Genomic DNA, 17,521 nt, shown 5'->3' with positions numbered 1-17,521 from the left:
ATAGCTATGAAAACGATGAAAACAATTATGTTTATTATTACATATATATTTTTTCATGTAAACTTTCATGCATTTTCCTGTTATGTAGACCTATGAAAAATCTATATATAAGTTAGACTTATAAGTATATATTAACCACTGCCACATAAGTAAAAACAACAAAAAAACCGCCCTCGCAAAAAGGACGGTTTTATTATCTTCATTAGTGTTAAGCGATATACCCAATATAGCCAATAAACAGCACTGTTAATACGTACCCAAAAAAAGACAAAGGCTCACTGCGCCTTAACGCCGTGTCACCTTTGTCCAGAAGCCGCCATGCAGCTGTGATGGTTCAGATGTAATAATAAAAGCCTTTGGCTCCATATCGAGGATTGAAGCCTGGAGCTTATTCCGATTTTTGCGCCGTGACAGCACTTCGAGCATTAAGCGTTCGCCGTCTCGGCCGCTGCCGATCCATGTCGTTACTCCATAGCCGTGATCGCGCAAATGATTCGGAAGCTCACTGTGCGGGTTGTTGACAATTACTTTCAGTACGACATAACCAAGCGCAATTTTATCCTCGATCCATGACCCAACGAGGACACCAATTCCATAACCAGCGGCATACACAATCAGACTAATTGGCTCGTTCAAGTACTTCAGCACCATATTCAAGCCGAGCACGTAAATAATAATTTCTACCGTACTGATCGTTGCAGCCAAGTAGCGCTGCCCCTTCAACGTCAGAATCATCCGCAGCGTAAAAAAGGAGACATATACGATTTGGATCGTGAAAATGGCAATCAGTATCGTAAGCATACACGCAAATCCTCTCTCGCCTGCTAAGCAGTTGTACAGCAGCAATGGACCATGCTTCCGATGTCCATCAGCAGTGCATCAAAGCAATGCAGCACCTGTACAGTACTTATAAAGCGCATCGTAATAAATTCAGTACCCTATCAAGGAAGCTTCGAAACGCCCTTCCCATGAATTGCTCCGTACAATGTCTCGAATCATTGTATGAACAAATCAACAGCCATCGTAGCCTTATGCAAAAAAAGAAGGACCTCGGTAACCATGTCCCGAACTCCCTTGATTGTAATGTCTTTAGTACGTCGAGGCAAGAGCAGAAGGCGATAGGGAAATCATTTCAAATTCGTGCTTTCCCATCCTTCTCCTGCTGCTGTGTCCGATTGCTCCTTCGAATCCCTCAGCTATACACTATCCTCTGGATTATCTACTTGAAGAATGCGATACAGCACATCCATCTGCAAGTTGCTCCGCACCAAGTCAGCTAGCCGATCAAATGCATCCTCACGCTTCGCATTATAATTCAGTATCGTCGGGATAGGGTTGAGCCCTTGCTTGAGACGCAGCCCGTTCAACCAGCCCCTGCGAAAGGCATCATTATGAAAAACACCGTGCATATACGTTCCAAATAGACGTCCTGATTCCGTTACACAGCCATCTGTTCCCCCATCGCCATCAAGCCTGAATAGGGGCTCAGCTTCAATGCCGGTGCCGGTATGTGTCGTGATCGTAGAACGCCCCATATGAATCTCATACCCTTCAACGGGAACTTGGTGCATGGGTGTTCCAACGAGCTGCGATGCGCTCACGACACCCGATACCCGCTCAGTTCGCTTCTCGGCGGCAAATTCCGTAGCCAGTGGGAGTAAGCCTAATCCCTCCATGGTCGCTCCTGCCTCCGCCTCAGCTCCTGCTGGATCAGATAAATGCTGGCCAAGCATCTGATAACCGCCGCAGATACCTGCGACTGCCCCTAGATGTTGTGCTGCGTAGTGCTGAACAGCTTCCGCCAATCCCGTGCTGCGCAGCCACTCTAGATCAGCCATTGTACTTTTGGTACCCGGAATGACGATTGCATCGGGATTGCCCAGCTCCTCCGGCTTTCTCACATATCGAACGCGAACATCAGGCTCAGCTATTATTGGATCAATATCGGTAAAGTTTGAGATATGGGGCAACGCCATTATGGCAATATCCAGATCATTTTCCGGTTCTGCCTTGCCTTTCCACTGTTCGAGAGCAACAGAGTCCTCTGCCTCAATATCGAGATCATTGGCGTAAGGAAGCACACCAAGTACCGGGATGCCTGTCCGTTCCTCTAGCCATTCGATTCCCGGCTGCAGAAGCGACACATCACCGCGGAATTTATTAATGATGATGCCGTGTACCCGTTCTCGTTCATGCGGCTCCAGCAGCTCCAATGTCCCGACGATGAACGCGAATACACCGCCGCGGTCAATATCCGCGACGAGGATAACTGGAGCATCTGCCCAGGTAGCCATGTTCATGTTCACAATATCATTATGCTTGAGATTAATTTCCGCTGGGCTTCCTGCCCCCTCCATGACGACAATATCATACTCATCGCGAAGCCTATTGACCGCGTCAACGACGATGCGCTTCGCCTCGGGTAGGAAGCTAGAGCGATAATCGCGAGCGCTCAAATTTTGATATGGCTTGCCGTGAACGACGACTTGGGAGCTCATCTCCTGCATGGGCTTCAGCAGCACTGGATTCATATCCGTCGTTGCCATAACCCCACATGCTTCGGCTTGCACACCTTGTGCACGCCCGATCTCCTTGCCGTCAGGCGTAACGTAAGAGTTCAACGCCATATTTTGCGACTTGAACGGCGCCACCTTATATCCATCCTGCTTCAAAATGCGGCACAGCGCCGTGGTCACAACACTTTTGCCCACATCAGAAGCCGTGCCCTGCAGCATGATCGTCCGTCCGCGCCCGGGCTTGCTTCGTTCATGCTCTACCTTCCCGATTTCCTTCTGTCCGGCTTCTTCTTGAGCCGAAACAGAGCCAAGCACTGTCAAGGACACCTTATCTCCTTGAGCAGGAACGTTGTTATTTAACTGTTCATCCATCTCACGTTCACCCTTTCATTCCACACAAGAGCACCAGCAGCAGCATGAACACCATTTCTGTACACTCATTCAACGCGCCGTAAGTATCACCTGTCAGGCCACCGAGCTTCTTAGACAAGTATCGAGATACCGCCCATGCCGCTGCAACTCCTAACAGCAGCGAAGCAATGAGCAGCCACCAAGGCCAACCCGAGATAATCCCCGCTGGCATCGTCATCAGATAGCTGATTCGAATCGGAAGCGCCATAGCTCCAACAGCCACTGCGGTCAGCAGCCAAGCACAGCCATATGCTGCAGCCACATGATTCCGGTTGAGCCCTTGAAAATAACTGCCCAACCCAGACTCGGCCCGTGCATACGGTTCATTGGTCATCGCCCATACCATAGCAGCACGGGACCAGATGAACGGAATGACGATCCAGACATTCCAGGCATTCGCGTCAAATAAGGCGGTAAGCAACGACCATTTCAGCAGCAGCATCAGGACGCATGCAATAACCCCCATCGCCCCAACACGGCTGTCCTTCATAATCTCCAGCATACGCTCACGGGATCGACTGCTGAATATGCCGTCCGCTGTATCCATCAGTCCGTCCATATGCAGTCCACCTGTAAGCATAAGCATAAGCGCCAACGTTACTGCCGCTGCCGGCCCTGTCGGAAGCAGCAATGTCAACCCAGCTCCTGCTCCCCACACAATCAATCCAATTACCCCGCCCGCGACAGGAAAGAACAAGGTGCTGCGCTTCAGCACCTCATTCGTGAATGGTACTTCCTTCGGGATTGGAATGCGGGTCAGGAACTGCATGGCAGCAATACACGCATGTACATATTGCTTCATAGCTCAACCATCCTGCTCTTGAGCTCTATCGGAATCCCAGCCGTAACCAAATACACTTCGTCTGCAAGTGCAGCTATTCGCTGATTTAGCCGGCCCGCTGCATCACGGAATACTCGTCCAAGCTTGTAGGCTGGTACAACGCCGCTGCCAACCTCATTCGTTACCATGACGACGACACCATCGCGCTGCTGAATACATTGAAGTGCATCCAAGATATCGCGAATACGGCACTCCAACTGTGCCTCCATCCGTCCCTCATCCTCCTGCTCTGCACGCAGAAGCTCATTGGACAGCCAGATTGTTAAGCAATCAACGAGCACTGTCGGCTGTTCTTCTTCACTCAGCCAACTCGGGAGTTCCAGCGACTGGTTCACTGTGCTCCACGCGTATCCAGATGCCTCACGACTCGCCTGATGCAGCCGGATGCGCTCCTTCATCTCCTCGTCATGAGCCTCAGCGGTCGCAACATAGGTACCGCCCTGCGGGGACAACTTCATAAATAGTCGCTCAGCGAACGTACTCTTCCCGCTTCTCGCTCCGCCTGTTACGAGTACAATTTTCCCCATGCTCACTCATCCTTGCTTCAAGATACTTGCATTGATTATCCTTGTGTTAACATCATACCTAAGTTGATCACACTCGTGTGACAACATACATACATGCAATCGTCATGCTTGTTTACGTTTCTTGTTCATTTGGAACCATAATCCCGACATGCCAATTCACGATTACTCCTTGTTAGTTACACCCGCCTCTGCGAATGTTGCCATCTCTCGCATAATTCGCACTGCAGCATCAATGAGCTGGAACATCAGCACACCGCCAGTCCCTTCGCCAAGACGCATCTGCACATGCAAGCATGGATTTAGCTTGAGCTCAGACAATAGCGCTGTATGCCCCCGCTCCTCTGACAAGTGCGAGCCAATAAGATAAGGCTGTACCGCCGGAGCTAATCGTACAGCAGCCAGAGCAGCCGCACTGGAGATAAACCCGTCTATCACAACCGGAACCTGATTCGCCGCCGCTGCTAGAATAACACCCGTAAGACCGGCAATTTCCAGCCCTCCTACCTTCGCCAATACATCCAATGCATCCTCACGATTCGGTGCATTGATTTCAAGCGCTTGCCGTACCACATTGCATTTATGCTTCCACTGCGCGTCGCCGATGCCTGTCCCATGGCCTACTGCCTCTTCAGGCTCCATCCCAGTAAATGCACACAGCATCGCAGCGCTCGCCGTTGTATTTCCAATGCCCATCTCCCCTGTCGAGAACAGGCGATATCCTTCGCGAACGTACTGCTCCACAATATCAACACCTACTAGAACCGCAGAGATTGCTTCCTCTCGCGACATAGCAGGCCCCTTCGCCATATTCGCCGTACCTTTGCGCACCTTGCGCGATACAAGCTTCAGATCATCCAAGTCCGCATTGACACCGATGTCGACACATACCACGTCTGCACCAGCTTCGCGCGACAAAACATTGACCGCAGCTCCGCCACGGAGGAAATTATACACCATCTGCGGCGTCACTTCGGATGGGAATGCGCTAACGCCTTCCTCACATACTCCATGATCGCCAGCCATGACAATAACGGCCTTCTTCTCAAATTGCGGTTTAACCTCTCCTGTAATACCTGCAACTTGAATCGCAACCTGCTCGAGTACTCCCAAGCTTCCCGGCGGCTTCGTCAATTGATTTTGATGCTCGATGGCAGATTGGATTGCCTGCTCATCCAAGAGCTTAATTTGTGCGATCAGTTGATTTAATCGTTCATTCATGCTGCTCATCTCCGTTGTCAAATTGATTTTCATGTGCACAAACTTGTGTTCATAGATGTGCACATAGTTGTATTCATTTCTTAGTTCTGTTCTTAAATGTGCAAATGATTGTTTTCAGTTCTTAGTTGTGATCTTAGATCCGTGCACAGATTGTGGTTCTTTCTGACTATGACTCATATCCACTCTTGTTCCATGCAACATTCACTATATTCATCGTTATCGATTTTCAAGCGGAATGCTATAAATTGCGTTATTGCAAAATGACAGCAATTTATGCTGTCCAGGGCCGTCTATAACCCTAGCTTCGGTCGAATAAGAATCTGAGGGCGGCCCGTATCGGGATGCGGCACAACTGTCGTCTCTGTGGCAAAAATACGCGACAGCAGCTCCGTAGTCATGATCTGCTCAGGTGTGCCTTGAGCAGCAATGCCGCCGCCATGAATGACAACAAGCCTATCGCAATATAAAGAAGCCAAATTCAAATCATGGAGCACGGATACGACCGTCAACCCGCAATCCTGCTGCCACTCCCGAACAATATCCATAAATTGCACCTGATAATGAATGTCCAAATACGTCGTCGGCTCATCCAGCAGTACAACAGAAGGGGATTGCACCATTAGCTTAGCCAATGCCGTCCGTTGGCGCTGCCCGCCGCTAATCCGATCAAGTGGATGGTCAGCCAGCTCCGTCAGTTGCAGCTTCTCCATAATCCGGTCTACAATCTCTCCACTATCCTCAGATTCTGATCCAAGCCAGGATTGAAATGGGAAACGTCCCATCTCAACCACTTCGCGCACCGTAAATCCAAGTGGTGGAAGCGCTTCCTGCTGCAGCACTGCCATCATCTGAGACAGTGCTCTGCGCTTATAGGTACCCAGCATTTGACCAGCAAGCTGTATAGAGCCAGAAGTAGGTCGATCAACTCCTGACAACAAAGACAGAAGCGTGGACTTGCCACTACCGTTCGGACCAATGATGCCAACCCACTCTCCAGACTTCACAGCGAAATCCACATCTTGCAGTACATGCTTCTCCCCATAATGCTTGCTCAGTCCTTGAACCTCAATGATGCTGCCCTTCTCCATGTGAAAGGCATGATTGCTGCTCTCTGCATGATCCAGATATGCTTTCGGTAGATGTTCTCTTCGCTGTGTCATGACCATTTCCCCCGTTTCGCTCGCTTATTTCGCATAAGCAAGTAGGCGAAGAATGGCGCACCTAGAAACGCGGTTACAACCCCAAGTGGGATTTCTGTCGGTGCGAATGCCGTACGGGCAATCGTATCTGCCCACATCACATATATCGCTCCCCCAATTGCTGAGAGCGGTATCAAATATCGATAATCGGGGCCTACAATTAAGCGCAGCAGATGCGGAACGACTAATCCGACAAAGCCGATGACGCCGGAGACAGATACGGCAGCTGCCGTAATCATCGTTGCCGTCAGCAGCACTACCCATTTCGTCCGCTCTACATGAAGTCCGAGATGCGAGGCCTGCCGCTCACCTAATGCAAGCAAATTAAGCGGTCTTGCATATGCAATAAGAATAACAATGCCAATTGCCAAATAAGGAGCGAGCACCACTGTATAAGACCAACCTCGCATCGCCAAACTGCCCATCACCCAAAACAAAATCTCATTGATCGTCTGATTTGTCATGGCTACAAGAAAGGAGACGATGGAGCCGAGAAAGGCTTGCATCACGACTCCAGATAAAATCAGTGTCTCGATTGGAATCTTCCCCTGCTCACTGGCCAGCTTAATGACGAACATTAGGGTCGCTACCCCTGTAGCGAATGCAACGACAGGAATCGTCCATTCGCCGAACAGCGAATACTGCAAACCGAAGTAAATAAGGAATGCGGCTCCAACAGAAGCCCCTGAAGATACCCCTAATGTATACGGATCTGCCAACGGGTTGCGCAGCACTCCTTGAAATGCAGTACCTGCGACCCCAAGCGCCGCCCCTACGAGCATTGCCAATAGAACTCGTGGGAAGCGTACCTTCATCATAATTTGCGCGGAAGCGTCATCCCATGTCACCGGTATGAACTGATCCAGCCCTGGAATATGATGAAGCAGAATTTGAGCAATTTCCCCCATTGGCATTTGTACAGAGCCTACAGCGAGGCATCCTACAACGGACAAAAGGAGAAGCGCAATACCCGCTCCTCCATACCAACCCATTTTATTCATCGATTTCTCCACGATGATTATTTTACCAAGTCCGGATGAATCGCCTTCGCAACTGCCTTCAATCCTTCAGCTACACGAGGTCCCGGACGGCTGATCAGGTTCTGATCCACACCGATTACTTGATTGTTCTTAATTGCATTAATGTTGTTCCAACCGCTGCGTCCACGAATAATTTCTTCCAAGGATTTGTTCGTCTCTTTGTCCACTACACCTTGCGTGAACATGATTACATCCGGATTGGATTTAATAATATTCTCTTCGTTAATTTGAATCCAGCCAGCTGAATCAGCCGCAACGTTCGTGCCGCCTGCCACTTCAATCAGTTCGTTCATGAACTCGCCGCTGCCTACTGTCCAGCCTGGGGAGAATTCAATATACACCTTTTTCTTCTCCGCACTTTGAACGGCCGACTTCACATCTTCACGCACTTGTTTCATGTTGTCAACAATCGTCTTCGCCTTAGCTTGCTGATCCGTAATTTGACCATACAATTCAATGTTCTTAATCACATCATCGTACGTTTTTGGCTCAACCTTGAATATTTTAATGCCCAGTTCACGGAACTTCTTCACGACGGGCTCCTTCATGGAGATACCTGTGAATACGATGTCCGGCTTAGCTTTAATGATTGCCTCTTCATTCGGCTTCGTAATGCCGCCCATTTTCTCTTTGGACTTCGCTGCCTCTGGATAGTCGTCAAAATCAGACACCCCAACGATTTGTGCATCCAATCCAAGCGCGAACAAGGACTCTGTCTCAGCTGGGGACACGGATATAATACGTTCTGGCGCTTTGTCGAATGTGAACTCCTCACCAGTCGCATCCTTAACAGTCAGTGGATACGTCGTTTTTAGATCATCCTGCTTCGGTTGTTCTGTAGCCCCATTGCCATTGGACTCTTGCTGTGCAGTATTATTCTCAGCAGGCTTAGCCGCATCTTTATTGCCGCAAGCCGCCAGTCCTACTGTAAGCATAAGCGCCAATAGCGCCGCTACCGATTTGTTCAGCCATTTGTTCATGTCAGAATCTCTCCCTCGCGTCATTCTTCCTAGTCTCTAACCATGTACTACCCGTGCAGGTGTAAAGCGGTTCCATCCTTCGCCATGCGAACGATAATGCACTGCAAGCTGCACTTGCCGTAAGAATGTATGTACATCCCCATTCGGTATCAGTTGTCAATGAGCACTTGCATATACCTGAGCTGTAAATCCTACTGTGACTGAATTTGTGATATACATTCGTGCTGTGCAATTGCATTGAACTGCAGTTTACCTTGTACAAACGAAGTGCTTGATGGGATGTGAAATCATTTCCAAATACAGCAAAAACCCCCGATCCTTCGATCCGGGGGAACACAAAGTCATCTATCGCAATATTCAACAGACACCTAGAAGCAGGAAGCAAGCAGCTGCGCTGCCATGTTGCCTGATGCATTACGCCAATGACGTGATCCTCTCCGCGAAGGATACAGCTCGTCCATCTTCAGGCAGGTTTCCTGACTTAGGAGAATACGTTGCAGCTCGCCTTCCCATCCATAGCGGTACATACAGCACACACTAATGAATCCGACAGTGGCATCATGAGCGCAACACTCCATTCACAGTGGCGGGACCGCGCCGGGTTTACACCGGCTTCCCTATTAACCTCGAATATGCATCGGCCATACAATACAACGGTGTCTCTTACCGAACAACGCGTATGGATCCGTACCGCATACATACCCAAGGACCTGAAGTATCACGATTATTCAATATGGAATACATTTCGTCATCCAAGTGCTAAACTCGATAATTGATTATAGGGGAAAAGCCCCTGCGTTGCAATAGATTACATCATTGCGCGTATCCAATGAACCTGCTTTGACACACAAACGTCATCATCTGCTGGGAAGCCGTTCTGCTCGCAAGAACTTCCATTTGCGGGCACATCGCTTCGCCGTAATCATAACACCGCCACCGATTGGCGCAGCGGCTTCCCAGAATGACTTCCTTGGGAAAGCCAGCGTGTATAAGCGACGAACGACGCCACCGTGTGTGACGATGACAACATCCGGCCGCGGAGTAGGCCCGCTTCCATATGACTGTCTCTGCATCCGGCTTGTCTTGCTGCGCAGCACACGTCCACGTGGCAGCGGCGAAGAATGGTACGGTCGACGACGGATAGCGCTCTCTTGCCGTTCCATGTGATTACCGCTGCTGATGAAGGAATCACGCGCATTGCGCAGCACTTCCCACCATACATGCGCCGTTCGCGTACAGAAGGTCTGCCACGGTTCCCCGCGCGGCGGCTGGATGGCTGATGAATCGTCAAGCCATCTTCGATACTGTGGATCTTCCTTCAAGTCATTGTAGGTTAACCCTTCCCACATACCGAAGTCATATTCTCGCAGCCTTGTGTCCTCCACAGCTTGGATGCTGTCACGCGGACGCAAATAGGCGAGCGTGTCGCGACAGCGGCGCATATCGCTCGTGTATAGCAGCGGCGATGGATGCGCCAATGTTCGGCGAAGCGCTCGGAGCTCTTCTGTTGAATCCGGCAATAGCGGCACATCCGAATAGCTAATATATCGCCGTTCCGTATTCTCTTGCGTCAAGCCATGACGAACAAGTGCGAAACGCACAATTTTGCCGCTTGCTTGACTCTTTTTTCGTAACATATGTCTTGTCATTAATAATCGTTTCCTGTTGTTTTTCGATGCTCCTGAACGACGCCGGTTCCGATGAATAGCGGGAGCATTCCATTTAGTTGTCCGTGTCATCCCATTTGTACTCCTTCATCCGCCATTCGTCTACAGAAGCCATCCTCCTCGCACATATAGGAGCAGGCCTGCCAGAATAACAAAGACTGTCGAGCTGCTTACGAGCAACCTGCATACCGCAGGCACATGCTCTGCTTGCAGAGGCTGCTTCATATCCCCCATATAAGCGCGGAACGAACGTATTCCTTTATACACATTATAACCACCAAGCCTGATGCCAAGCGCACCTGCTGCTGCTGCCTCGGCCCACCCGCTATTCGGGCTTGGATGCTTGCTTGCATCTCGAAGCGCCATTGACCAAGCCCTGCGTGCATCATACCGATGAATCCAAGCGCTCAGCGTGATGAGCACAGCAGTGATCCGTGCTGGTATCCAGTTGGCGATATCGTCGAGGCGGGCAGATGCCCAGCCCAAATTCTGATATTTCTCATTTTTATAGCCGACCATAGAATCGAGCGTATTCACCGCACGATATGCCATAGCCAGCGGAGCGCCTCCGATAAGTGCGAAGAATAGCGGCGAAATGACCGCATCAACTATGTTCTCCGCTACCGTCTCGACGGTAGCGCGCACGACTTCCGGTTCATCCAATTGCTCTGTATCGCGGCCGACAATCATGCCGACTTCTCGCCTTGCACCCTCTAAGTCCTGCTCCTTCAGCCTCCGATACACAGCCATCCCTGCATCCTTCAGTCCTTTTGCCGCAATTGTCGTTCCAATGAGCAATGCCTCGGCAATCCATCCTACATATTCATGAACATGATATAGTCCTGTTAATATAAGCCAAGTCGACGCATACGCCCCTCCTACCACGATAATCGGCAGCAGGATGCCTAGCGGCTTGAGCGCCTGCTCGGAAGGACTTATCCTGCGTATAACACGTTCTACTCTGCTTATTCCTTTGCCAATCCCAACGACTGGATGCGGGATAGCCCGAGGATCGCCTACAATCCGATCCCATATGTATGCTGCTATTATGATGAGCGCTGCTGTCATATGTCTACCACCCTAGTAGGTTGTTCTTCTCTGTTAGCGGTCATGCTTCATGCTGAGTCTTGACGGACTCATATACGGTAGAATACACGAGTTGTCCGACCGCATGACCCAATGTGGTCGCTGTCCCTGCATAGCAATGCACAGGTTCATATCGTCCACTGTCTATCACGGCAAATGCAATTGCATCTGTCGTCGTTCCTGTGGCAATGCGCCCCGTCTCTGAATCTAAGATGCCCAGATCAGACAGAGCCGCACATTTGGCCTCCGTTGCCGTCATGAACACATTCCATACCGCGGCATCAGACAATTTGCCATCCATAATAAGAATGGAATTAATCGTCCCCGGCTTCAATGGTTCATATGCTGAGAATACGCGTCGCGGCATCCCAGCACGAGCCGCATTAGACGTTCCGGCAGTCGTTACGCACAGAAGCGAACATTCATCCGCATCCTGCTCAGCAACAGATGCATGGCTCACTTTAGCAGCGGTCATAAGCCCAACGGTCTGTTCCGGAGCGTACCCCTTCTCTACACACGTCAGACGAAGGTACTCTATCGGATCTGCATAATTGAACTGATAATGAACCATCTGATTCAAGATGCGATTGCCCGCCCATTGCCCTCCATGAAATACAGCACTGCTCCATATCGGCGCTATCTGTGGAAGTTCAACAGCGATGAGAGCATCCTCCCAACGAATATGTACTCCTGCAATATGTCTAGATGTATAGGTACAGTTGCTCTCTCGATATGGCTGCATCCCACTTCTCCTTCATTCTGTGTTTGTCTACTGTAACACAGCTTCAAGGGCTGACGCTACAATTGCATTCGCAGCGCGATCCTTGACTGCCAATCGGAAGTCTCTCTCCGTCAGTCCAGCATACATATCGCAATTGCGAATGAGAATGCCGGATCGGCATAATTCGGCCTGAAGCGACTTCGCCGTCCACCCTTCTGGAGCTCTGCATAATAGGAAATTCGCTACACTTGGCCATGTTCGAATGCCTAACCTATGCAGCTGCTTACGTAGAGCAGCCCGTTCTTCATCGATGAGAGCTCGTGTTGAAGCCGCGTATTGATCCGATTGCTCGTCCGTCAGGAGGGCCTCCCCTGCCGCTAGTGCCAAGCCATTGACACTCCATGCCACCTGCATAGCCGACATCGCCGCAATATGCTGCGGCTGGGCGATTGCGTACCCGAGACGTAATCCAGGAATCGCATAGAACTTCGTAAGTGAACGAAGTACAATAAGATTCGGGCATCGATGAACGAATGGAATCAAGGAATGCTCCTCTTCATTCGCAAAGTCAATAAAAGCTTCATCGATTATGAGAATCGTAGAAGCAGCTTCTGCTAAGGCTGCAAGTCTTCCTAGCAGCATACGATCATATAATGCACCATTCGGGTTGTTCGGGTGGCCGATAAATACGACATCCGCCTGCTCAATAAGCTCTGTCAGCTGAGGCTCGGTAGCACGGAAGTCGTTATCCTCACTGCCAACCCTATGCATCACTTCTGCTCCGAACTTGCGCGACAGCGTCTCATATTCAGAGAAACAAGGGGCAATAACGCCAACCCGTTTAGGCCGAATCGCCAGCAACAACAGCGCCATGCATTCTGCAGCCCCGTTGCCAATGCTAATCAGTGCCTCGTCGACCCCTAACTTCGCAGCTAAGAGCTTCTTCATCTGCCGATGTCCAGGATCCGGATAATGAACGATTGACGGCATCATCTCGCGTCTCAGACGATCTATAACAGCCGAAGGCGGTCCAAGCGGATTAATATTCGCGCTGAAGTCCAGCAGTGCTTTACGATCGACGCCGAACGCGTCCGCAGCCGTCCACACATCCCCACCATGCCCGAATCGTTCAATTATGCCCATTGCTGTCTTCCTCCCAAAGATGTCAATTGGATTTGTCCAAAGGTTGAAAATATATATGTACTGCTAGCTCCACGAACCGGAGCTTTCCAATATGGAATCGTTTCTACTCGTCCATTATGCGTAACTGAGCAATGTTCGTCAAACGAATTTTCCTGTAAATATGTGTAGCTCCTTCGTTTACTACAGGCGTTGCAGCACGATTCGCAAACAATTATAGTAGAATTGCAAACGTTTTATTACGAAATGCCAAAAAACATTGGTCAATCGCACACTGTAACACTTCTGTTAATTGCTGTATAATCTTGTTGCACCACACATCTTAACAGGTGTGATATGTCATGGATGAGGAGGGATGATTATGTCGGTGCATCACAAGACATCATGGGCTACTCTCGGCGCCGCCATCATTGTCACCATCTATTACGCTGCAATTCTATTTCGACTCAAGGGAGACATTGGATTATACAGCACGGAAATGATGGCCCTTGCCCGGAACGTGTTCGGAATTGCCGTCGTCGTTCAAGTCGTTATGCACTTTATCAATTTTATGTCCAAGGATGAGGCCGAGGACAAGGAGCTTGCTCGTTCGGTATCCATACAGGCCAATCAGTTCAGCCTACTCTTTCTCGTCCTTGCTGTAGCTTGCTGTGCGGCCTATTTAATATATGTATCGGATACACGCACCCTATTGCTGTCTCCGCTCGTATGCGCTCATTTGCTTGTCTGTGTGCTGCTGGCTGCGTGGGTGATCAAGCACTCCTTGGAATTAATGCTGTACCATCGTTTTATCAAGGCGGATCCATTAGATCATCCTTGATCATGTAACCGTTTACTTCGTGTATATTACTATCCGTGATACAAAAGATAAGGAGTGCCCGATCAGCACACGCTGCGAGGCACTCCTTATTGTTAGGACAGAGCCAGTTGCACTGGCCATCCTCCTTTATTGATCGATTACAGTGAAGAGCTGATCCGCACTCGTACGCGGGCGAGCCTTCGGCGCATCGTCAAAGTAGCCGATGCGGATTACCCCGACAAGCTTCTCGCCTGGTTGTACGCCAACCATCTCACGATATTGCTTGTTGTAGATATAGTCGCCTGTATGCCACAGCATGCCAAGACCATGTTCCCATCCAAGCAGCTGGAAGTTCTGAATCAGAGCGCTCACCGCTTCCAAATCCTCTTGCCAAATATTCGGACGAGGGTCTTCAGGCATAACCACATGCAAATAAGCAGGGACATGCATCAAATGCTCCTCGAACTTCTGTCGTTGCTCTGGCGTTGCATCTCTTAGCTTAGTCTTATCTAGAATGGTAAGAAGTCCGTTCATAATACGCGCCTTTCCTTCTCCTTCCGCATATATGAAGCGCCAAGGCTCACGCAGTCCGTGGTTCGGTGCCCATACTGCGTCATTCAACAGCTGCAGCACCAAGCTGCGATCAACTGGCTTATCGTTGAATTCATGTATACTTCTACGTTCCCGAATAATTGAAGCAATTGACATCCTGAAGTTCCTCCTCAATAGGTTGCATTGTAACCGTCTTTGTTACTTCACATCATACCATCTATGATAACGATTATCAATATCAAATCTGTTTTGTATTCTCTTGCAAATCGTATACAATAGAACTATATGCACCAACAGCTTCTACATGAAGGAGACGGACGAGCTATGAAGTTTATTGATAATCAAGGCATAACAGACCCGCGGATCAATCTTGCAATCGAGGAATTCGTATTGAAGCATTTGCCGCTTGAGGAAGACAGCTATCTTCTATTCTATATCAACGAGCCATCGATCATTATAGGCAGAAATCAGAATACAATCGAAGAAATCAATGCCGAGTACGTGAAGGACAACAACATTCATGTTGTACGTCGCCTCTCTGGCGGTGGAGCTGTATATCATGATATAGGCAACCTGAACTTCAGCTTCATTACTAAGGATGACGGTGAGTCCTTCCATAACTTCCGCAAATTCACCCAGCCTGTTATCGACACCTTGCACGCTCTCGGTGTGAATGCCGATCTGACTGGACGCAATGATATCCAAGTTGGAGAGCGCAAAATTTCAGGAAACGCCCAATTCGCTACCCGTGGCCGCATGTTCAGCCATGGAACGCTGCTGTTCAATTCGGAAATGGAACATGTCGCATCTGCACTGAAGGTGCGCCAAATCAAAATCGAATCCAAGGGCACGAAATCTGTGCGCTCCCGTGTTGCCAATATAGCGGAATACTTGAAGGAGCCAATGACTATTGAAGAATTCAAGGCTTCGATTCTGCACCACATCTTCGGTATCGAAGCGGATCAAGTTCCGCAGTATGTGTTGACTGAGCAGGATTGGGAGGTTATTCATCGCATCTCCGAGGAACGCTACCAGAACTGGGATTGGAACTATGGTCACTCTCCGAAGTTCAATGTGGAGCATACGAAGAAATTCCCTGCCGGCATCGTCGATGTTCGATTGGATGTAGCGGACGGAGTGATTCAATCGATGAAAATATACGGAGACTTCTTCGGTATCGGCGAAGTAAGCGATATTGAGGAACGGCTCCAAGGTGTTCGCTATGAGGAACAAGCCATCTTCGAAGCCATTGGAGATATGGACATTAAGCACTACCTCGGCAACATTAGTAAGGATGACTTTGTCGGACTACTTATGCTGCAGGAATAGACCGTGAAGCAGATAGAGGCGTTCTCTCTTTGGAGAGAACGCCTCTTCTTTATGTAAAGCGAAATATACCGGGCGTCGCCTGATCCCATTCAGACTACTGGTATGTCATATCATAGTCATAAAGCACTGAAGCTCATAAGCTTAGTATAGCTTGTCCAATACGGACTTGGCCGTTTGTTGAATTGCCTTGTATGCCTTCTCCTTATCTTGTAAGGCAACAGCCGTCGACAGAATATCGAGGACATGGATTTGTGCAATTTTCGATGAAAAGGCCCCACCCTCAAGAGGTGTCTCCTTGGATTTGATCAGCAGAATGGAGTCTGCATATTTTGTAATAGGGGACTTCGCATGACTCGTCAAGCAAATGAAAAATACGCCATTCTCCTTCGCCAATCGAATCGTGTCCACCAAATCCTTCGTACTGCCTGATGTTGATATGCCGAATACGACATCTTGTTCGGTCATAAGTACCGCATTCATCGCCATCACGTGTGGATCTGTTATCGCTTCCCCAGTGTAGCCAAGCCGCATAAAGCGATACTGTGCATCCATCGCTGTCATAGCAGACGAGCCTACCCCCATGAAGAATAGGCGCTTCGCATTCACGATGGCTTCGACAGCCTTATTCAGTTCCTCCATATTCAGCAAGGACAGCGTATGCTCAAGCGACGCGACATTCTCCATTGTCATTTTCTTCGCCACAACAGCCAGGTCATCACTCTCATCAATCTCACTATCTTCATGTTTCAGTGGTGATACCAGATCTTTAGCCAAGGATAGCTTGAAATCTTGGTAGCTCTTAAAGCCCAGATTACGACAAAAACGCAGAACAGAAGTCTCGCCCGCACTTGCTCGCTCCGCTAAATCCGTAACTGTCGCATATAGCACCGATTCGGCATTTTTCAATACATAGTCTGCTATTTTTTTCTCCGTCTTCGTCAGTGACGGATAGAGACTTCTAATCAGCAGCAGTGTATTGGTATGTTCACCTGCGACCATCTCATGATTCCCCCTAACTTCTTTATGTATTTCAATCCGTATGATGCGGCACTCTATAGCGTATCTTGTGCCGGATTTGTTTATTTCCATGCCAGCTCACAACTACTGACACAATCCTAGTGTTCGGACTTCCCTCACTCATAGTTCATCGGTTTAATCGATGTATTGATCGTACTAGGCAAGATTCAACATGCCTCATTCACCATCCGATTAACAGCCATCCACGACGTCAGTGGTCGGTGCTTACACCAAAGTCATCATGCACAACCCATTCACAAGGAAATTCGAACTAGACTTATCATCTAATGGAACGATTAAAAAATCAACATGTTGATAACAAAATAATGAAAGCGCTCTTACTTAGAGATAGCTCAAACAGCGGCACTATACCATACAGTCCCCGACGTGAACTGCTTCGATTCATCGAAAAGAACACGATAAAAAAGCGGCAAACAGACAGTTCACGTCCTGCTATTGCCGCTTATTACGATCGATT

General features: G+C 49.1%; 16 protein-coding genes and 1 riboswitch. Of the genes, 2 read left to right on the top strand and 14 right to left on the bottom strand.

Features of this window, described 5'->3' with window-relative positions:
• Positions 1 to 285 precede the first annotated feature (285 nt).
• The 12 genes from BP95_RS0106675 to cobD form a co-directional block, all read right to left on the bottom strand.
• A complete protein-coding gene (locus tag BP95_RS0106675; RefSeq protein WP_021256341.1) occupies positions 286 to 801 on the bottom strand; it encodes a DUF2179 domain-containing protein in 516 nt (171 codons plus the stop codon).
• Between the two features lie 395 nt (positions 802 to 1,196).
• Positions 1,197 to 2,735, bottom strand: a complete 1,539-nt coding sequence (locus tag BP95_RS0106670; protein WP_231515069.1) for a cobyric acid synthase — start codon at positions 2,733 to 2,735, stop codon at positions 1,197 to 1,199.
• Between the two features lie 160 nt (positions 2,736 to 2,895).
• Positions 2,896 to 3,729: an adenosylcobinamide-GDP ribazoletransferase gene (gene cobS, locus BP95_RS0106665; RefSeq protein WP_021256343.1), complete on the bottom strand. Its 834-nt coding sequence runs from the start codon at positions 3,727 to 3,729 to the stop codon at positions 2,896 to 2,898.
• On the bottom strand, positions 3,726 to 4,295 hold the full coding sequence (gene cobU, locus BP95_RS0106660; RefSeq protein ID WP_028531713.1) for a bifunctional adenosylcobinamide kinase/adenosylcobinamide-phosphate guanylyltransferase: 570 nt from the start codon (positions 4,293 to 4,295) through the stop codon (positions 3,726 to 3,728). Before cobU ends, cobS begins: the two co-directional genes overlap by 4 nt.
• Before the next feature lie 162 nt (positions 4,296 to 4,457).
• Positions 4,458 to 5,513, bottom strand: coding sequence for a nicotinate-nucleotide--dimethylbenzimidazole phosphoribosyltransferase (gene cobT, locus BP95_RS0106655; RefSeq protein ID WP_028531712.1), 1,056 nt, complete (start codon positions 5,511 to 5,513; stop codon positions 4,458 to 4,460).
• A 290-nt stretch (positions 5,514 to 5,803) separates the two neighbouring features.
• Positions 5,804 to 6,673, bottom strand: a complete 870-nt coding sequence (locus tag BP95_RS0106650; RefSeq protein ID WP_174808929.1) for an ABC transporter ATP-binding protein — start codon at positions 6,671 to 6,673, stop codon at positions 5,804 to 5,806.
• Complete coding sequence (locus BP95_RS0106645) at positions 6,670 to 7,713, bottom strand: FecCD family ABC transporter permease (RefSeq protein ID WP_028531710.1); 1,044 nt, start codon at positions 7,711 to 7,713, stop codon at positions 6,670 to 6,672. Before BP95_RS0106645 ends, BP95_RS0106650 begins: the two co-directional genes overlap by 4 nt.
• A 17-nt stretch (positions 7,714 to 7,730) precedes the next feature.
• Entirely contained in the window at positions 7,731 to 8,732 is a 1,002-nt protein-coding gene (locus BP95_RS0106640) for an ABC transporter substrate-binding protein (protein ID WP_021256348.1), read from the bottom strand.
• A 449-nt stretch (positions 8,733 to 9,181) separates the two neighbouring features.
• Positions 9,182 to 9,393: riboswitch (cobalamin riboswitch) on the bottom strand.
• A 196-nt stretch (positions 9,394 to 9,589) separates the two neighbouring features.
• Complete coding sequence (locus BP95_RS0106630) at positions 9,590 to 10,381, bottom strand: histidine phosphatase family protein (RefSeq protein ID WP_021256349.1); 792 nt, start codon at positions 10,379 to 10,381, stop codon at positions 9,590 to 9,592.
• Between the two features lie 120 nt (positions 10,382 to 10,501).
• Positions 10,502 to 11,467: an adenosylcobinamide-phosphate synthase CbiB gene (cbiB, locus tag BP95_RS0106625; protein WP_021256350.1), complete on the bottom strand. Its 966-nt coding sequence runs from the start codon at positions 11,465 to 11,467 to the stop codon at positions 10,502 to 10,504.
• Positions 11,468 to 11,507: 40 nt separating this feature from the next.
• Positions 11,508 to 12,227, bottom strand: a complete 720-nt coding sequence (locus tag BP95_RS0106620; RefSeq protein ID WP_028531708.1) for an adenosylcobinamide amidohydrolase — start codon at positions 12,225 to 12,227, stop codon at positions 11,508 to 11,510.
• Between the two features lie 27 nt (positions 12,228 to 12,254).
• Complete coding sequence (gene cobD, locus BP95_RS0106615; protein ID WP_021256352.1) at positions 12,255 to 13,349, bottom strand: threonine-phosphate decarboxylase CobD; 1,095 nt, start codon at positions 13,347 to 13,349, stop codon at positions 12,255 to 12,257.
• Positions 13,350 to 13,707: 358 nt separating this feature from the next.
• Between cobD and BP95_RS0106610 the strand changes: the two genes are divergently transcribed.
• Complete coding sequence (locus tag BP95_RS0106610; RefSeq protein ID WP_021256353.1) at positions 13,708 to 14,166, top strand: hypothetical protein; 459 nt, start codon at positions 13,708 to 13,710, stop codon at positions 14,164 to 14,166.
• A 126-nt stretch (positions 14,167 to 14,292) separates the two neighbouring features.
• Here BP95_RS0106610 and BP95_RS0106605 read toward each other — a convergent pair whose 3' ends face one another.
• Entirely contained in the window at positions 14,293 to 14,853 is a 561-nt protein-coding gene (locus BP95_RS0106605) for a nitroreductase family protein (protein WP_021256354.1), read from the bottom strand.
• Positions 14,854 to 15,021: 168 nt separating this feature from the next.
• On the opposite strand from BP95_RS0106605, the gene BP95_RS0106600 reads away from it, so the two are divergent.
• Positions 15,022 to 16,026, top strand: coding sequence for a lipoate--protein ligase (locus BP95_RS0106600; protein WP_021256355.1), 1,005 nt, complete (start codon positions 15,022 to 15,024; stop codon positions 16,024 to 16,026).
• 141 nt (positions 16,027 to 16,167) lie between these two features.
• Here the strand turns inward: BP95_RS0106600 and BP95_RS0106595 are convergent, their stop codons facing one another.
• Positions 16,168 to 17,025, bottom strand: coding sequence for a MurR/RpiR family transcriptional regulator (locus tag BP95_RS0106595; RefSeq protein WP_021256356.1), 858 nt, complete (start codon positions 17,023 to 17,025; stop codon positions 16,168 to 16,170).
• Between the last annotated feature and the right edge of the window lie 496 nt (positions 17,026 to 17,521).

This window comes from Paenibacillus sp. UNC217MF (assembly GCF_000686865.1).
Lineage (GTDB): Bacteria > Bacillota > Bacilli > Paenibacillales > Paenibacillaceae > Paenibacillus_B > Paenibacillus_B suaedae.
Note: the sequence above shows the minus strand (reverse complement) of the source record. Positions and strands in the feature narration are given on the sequence as shown.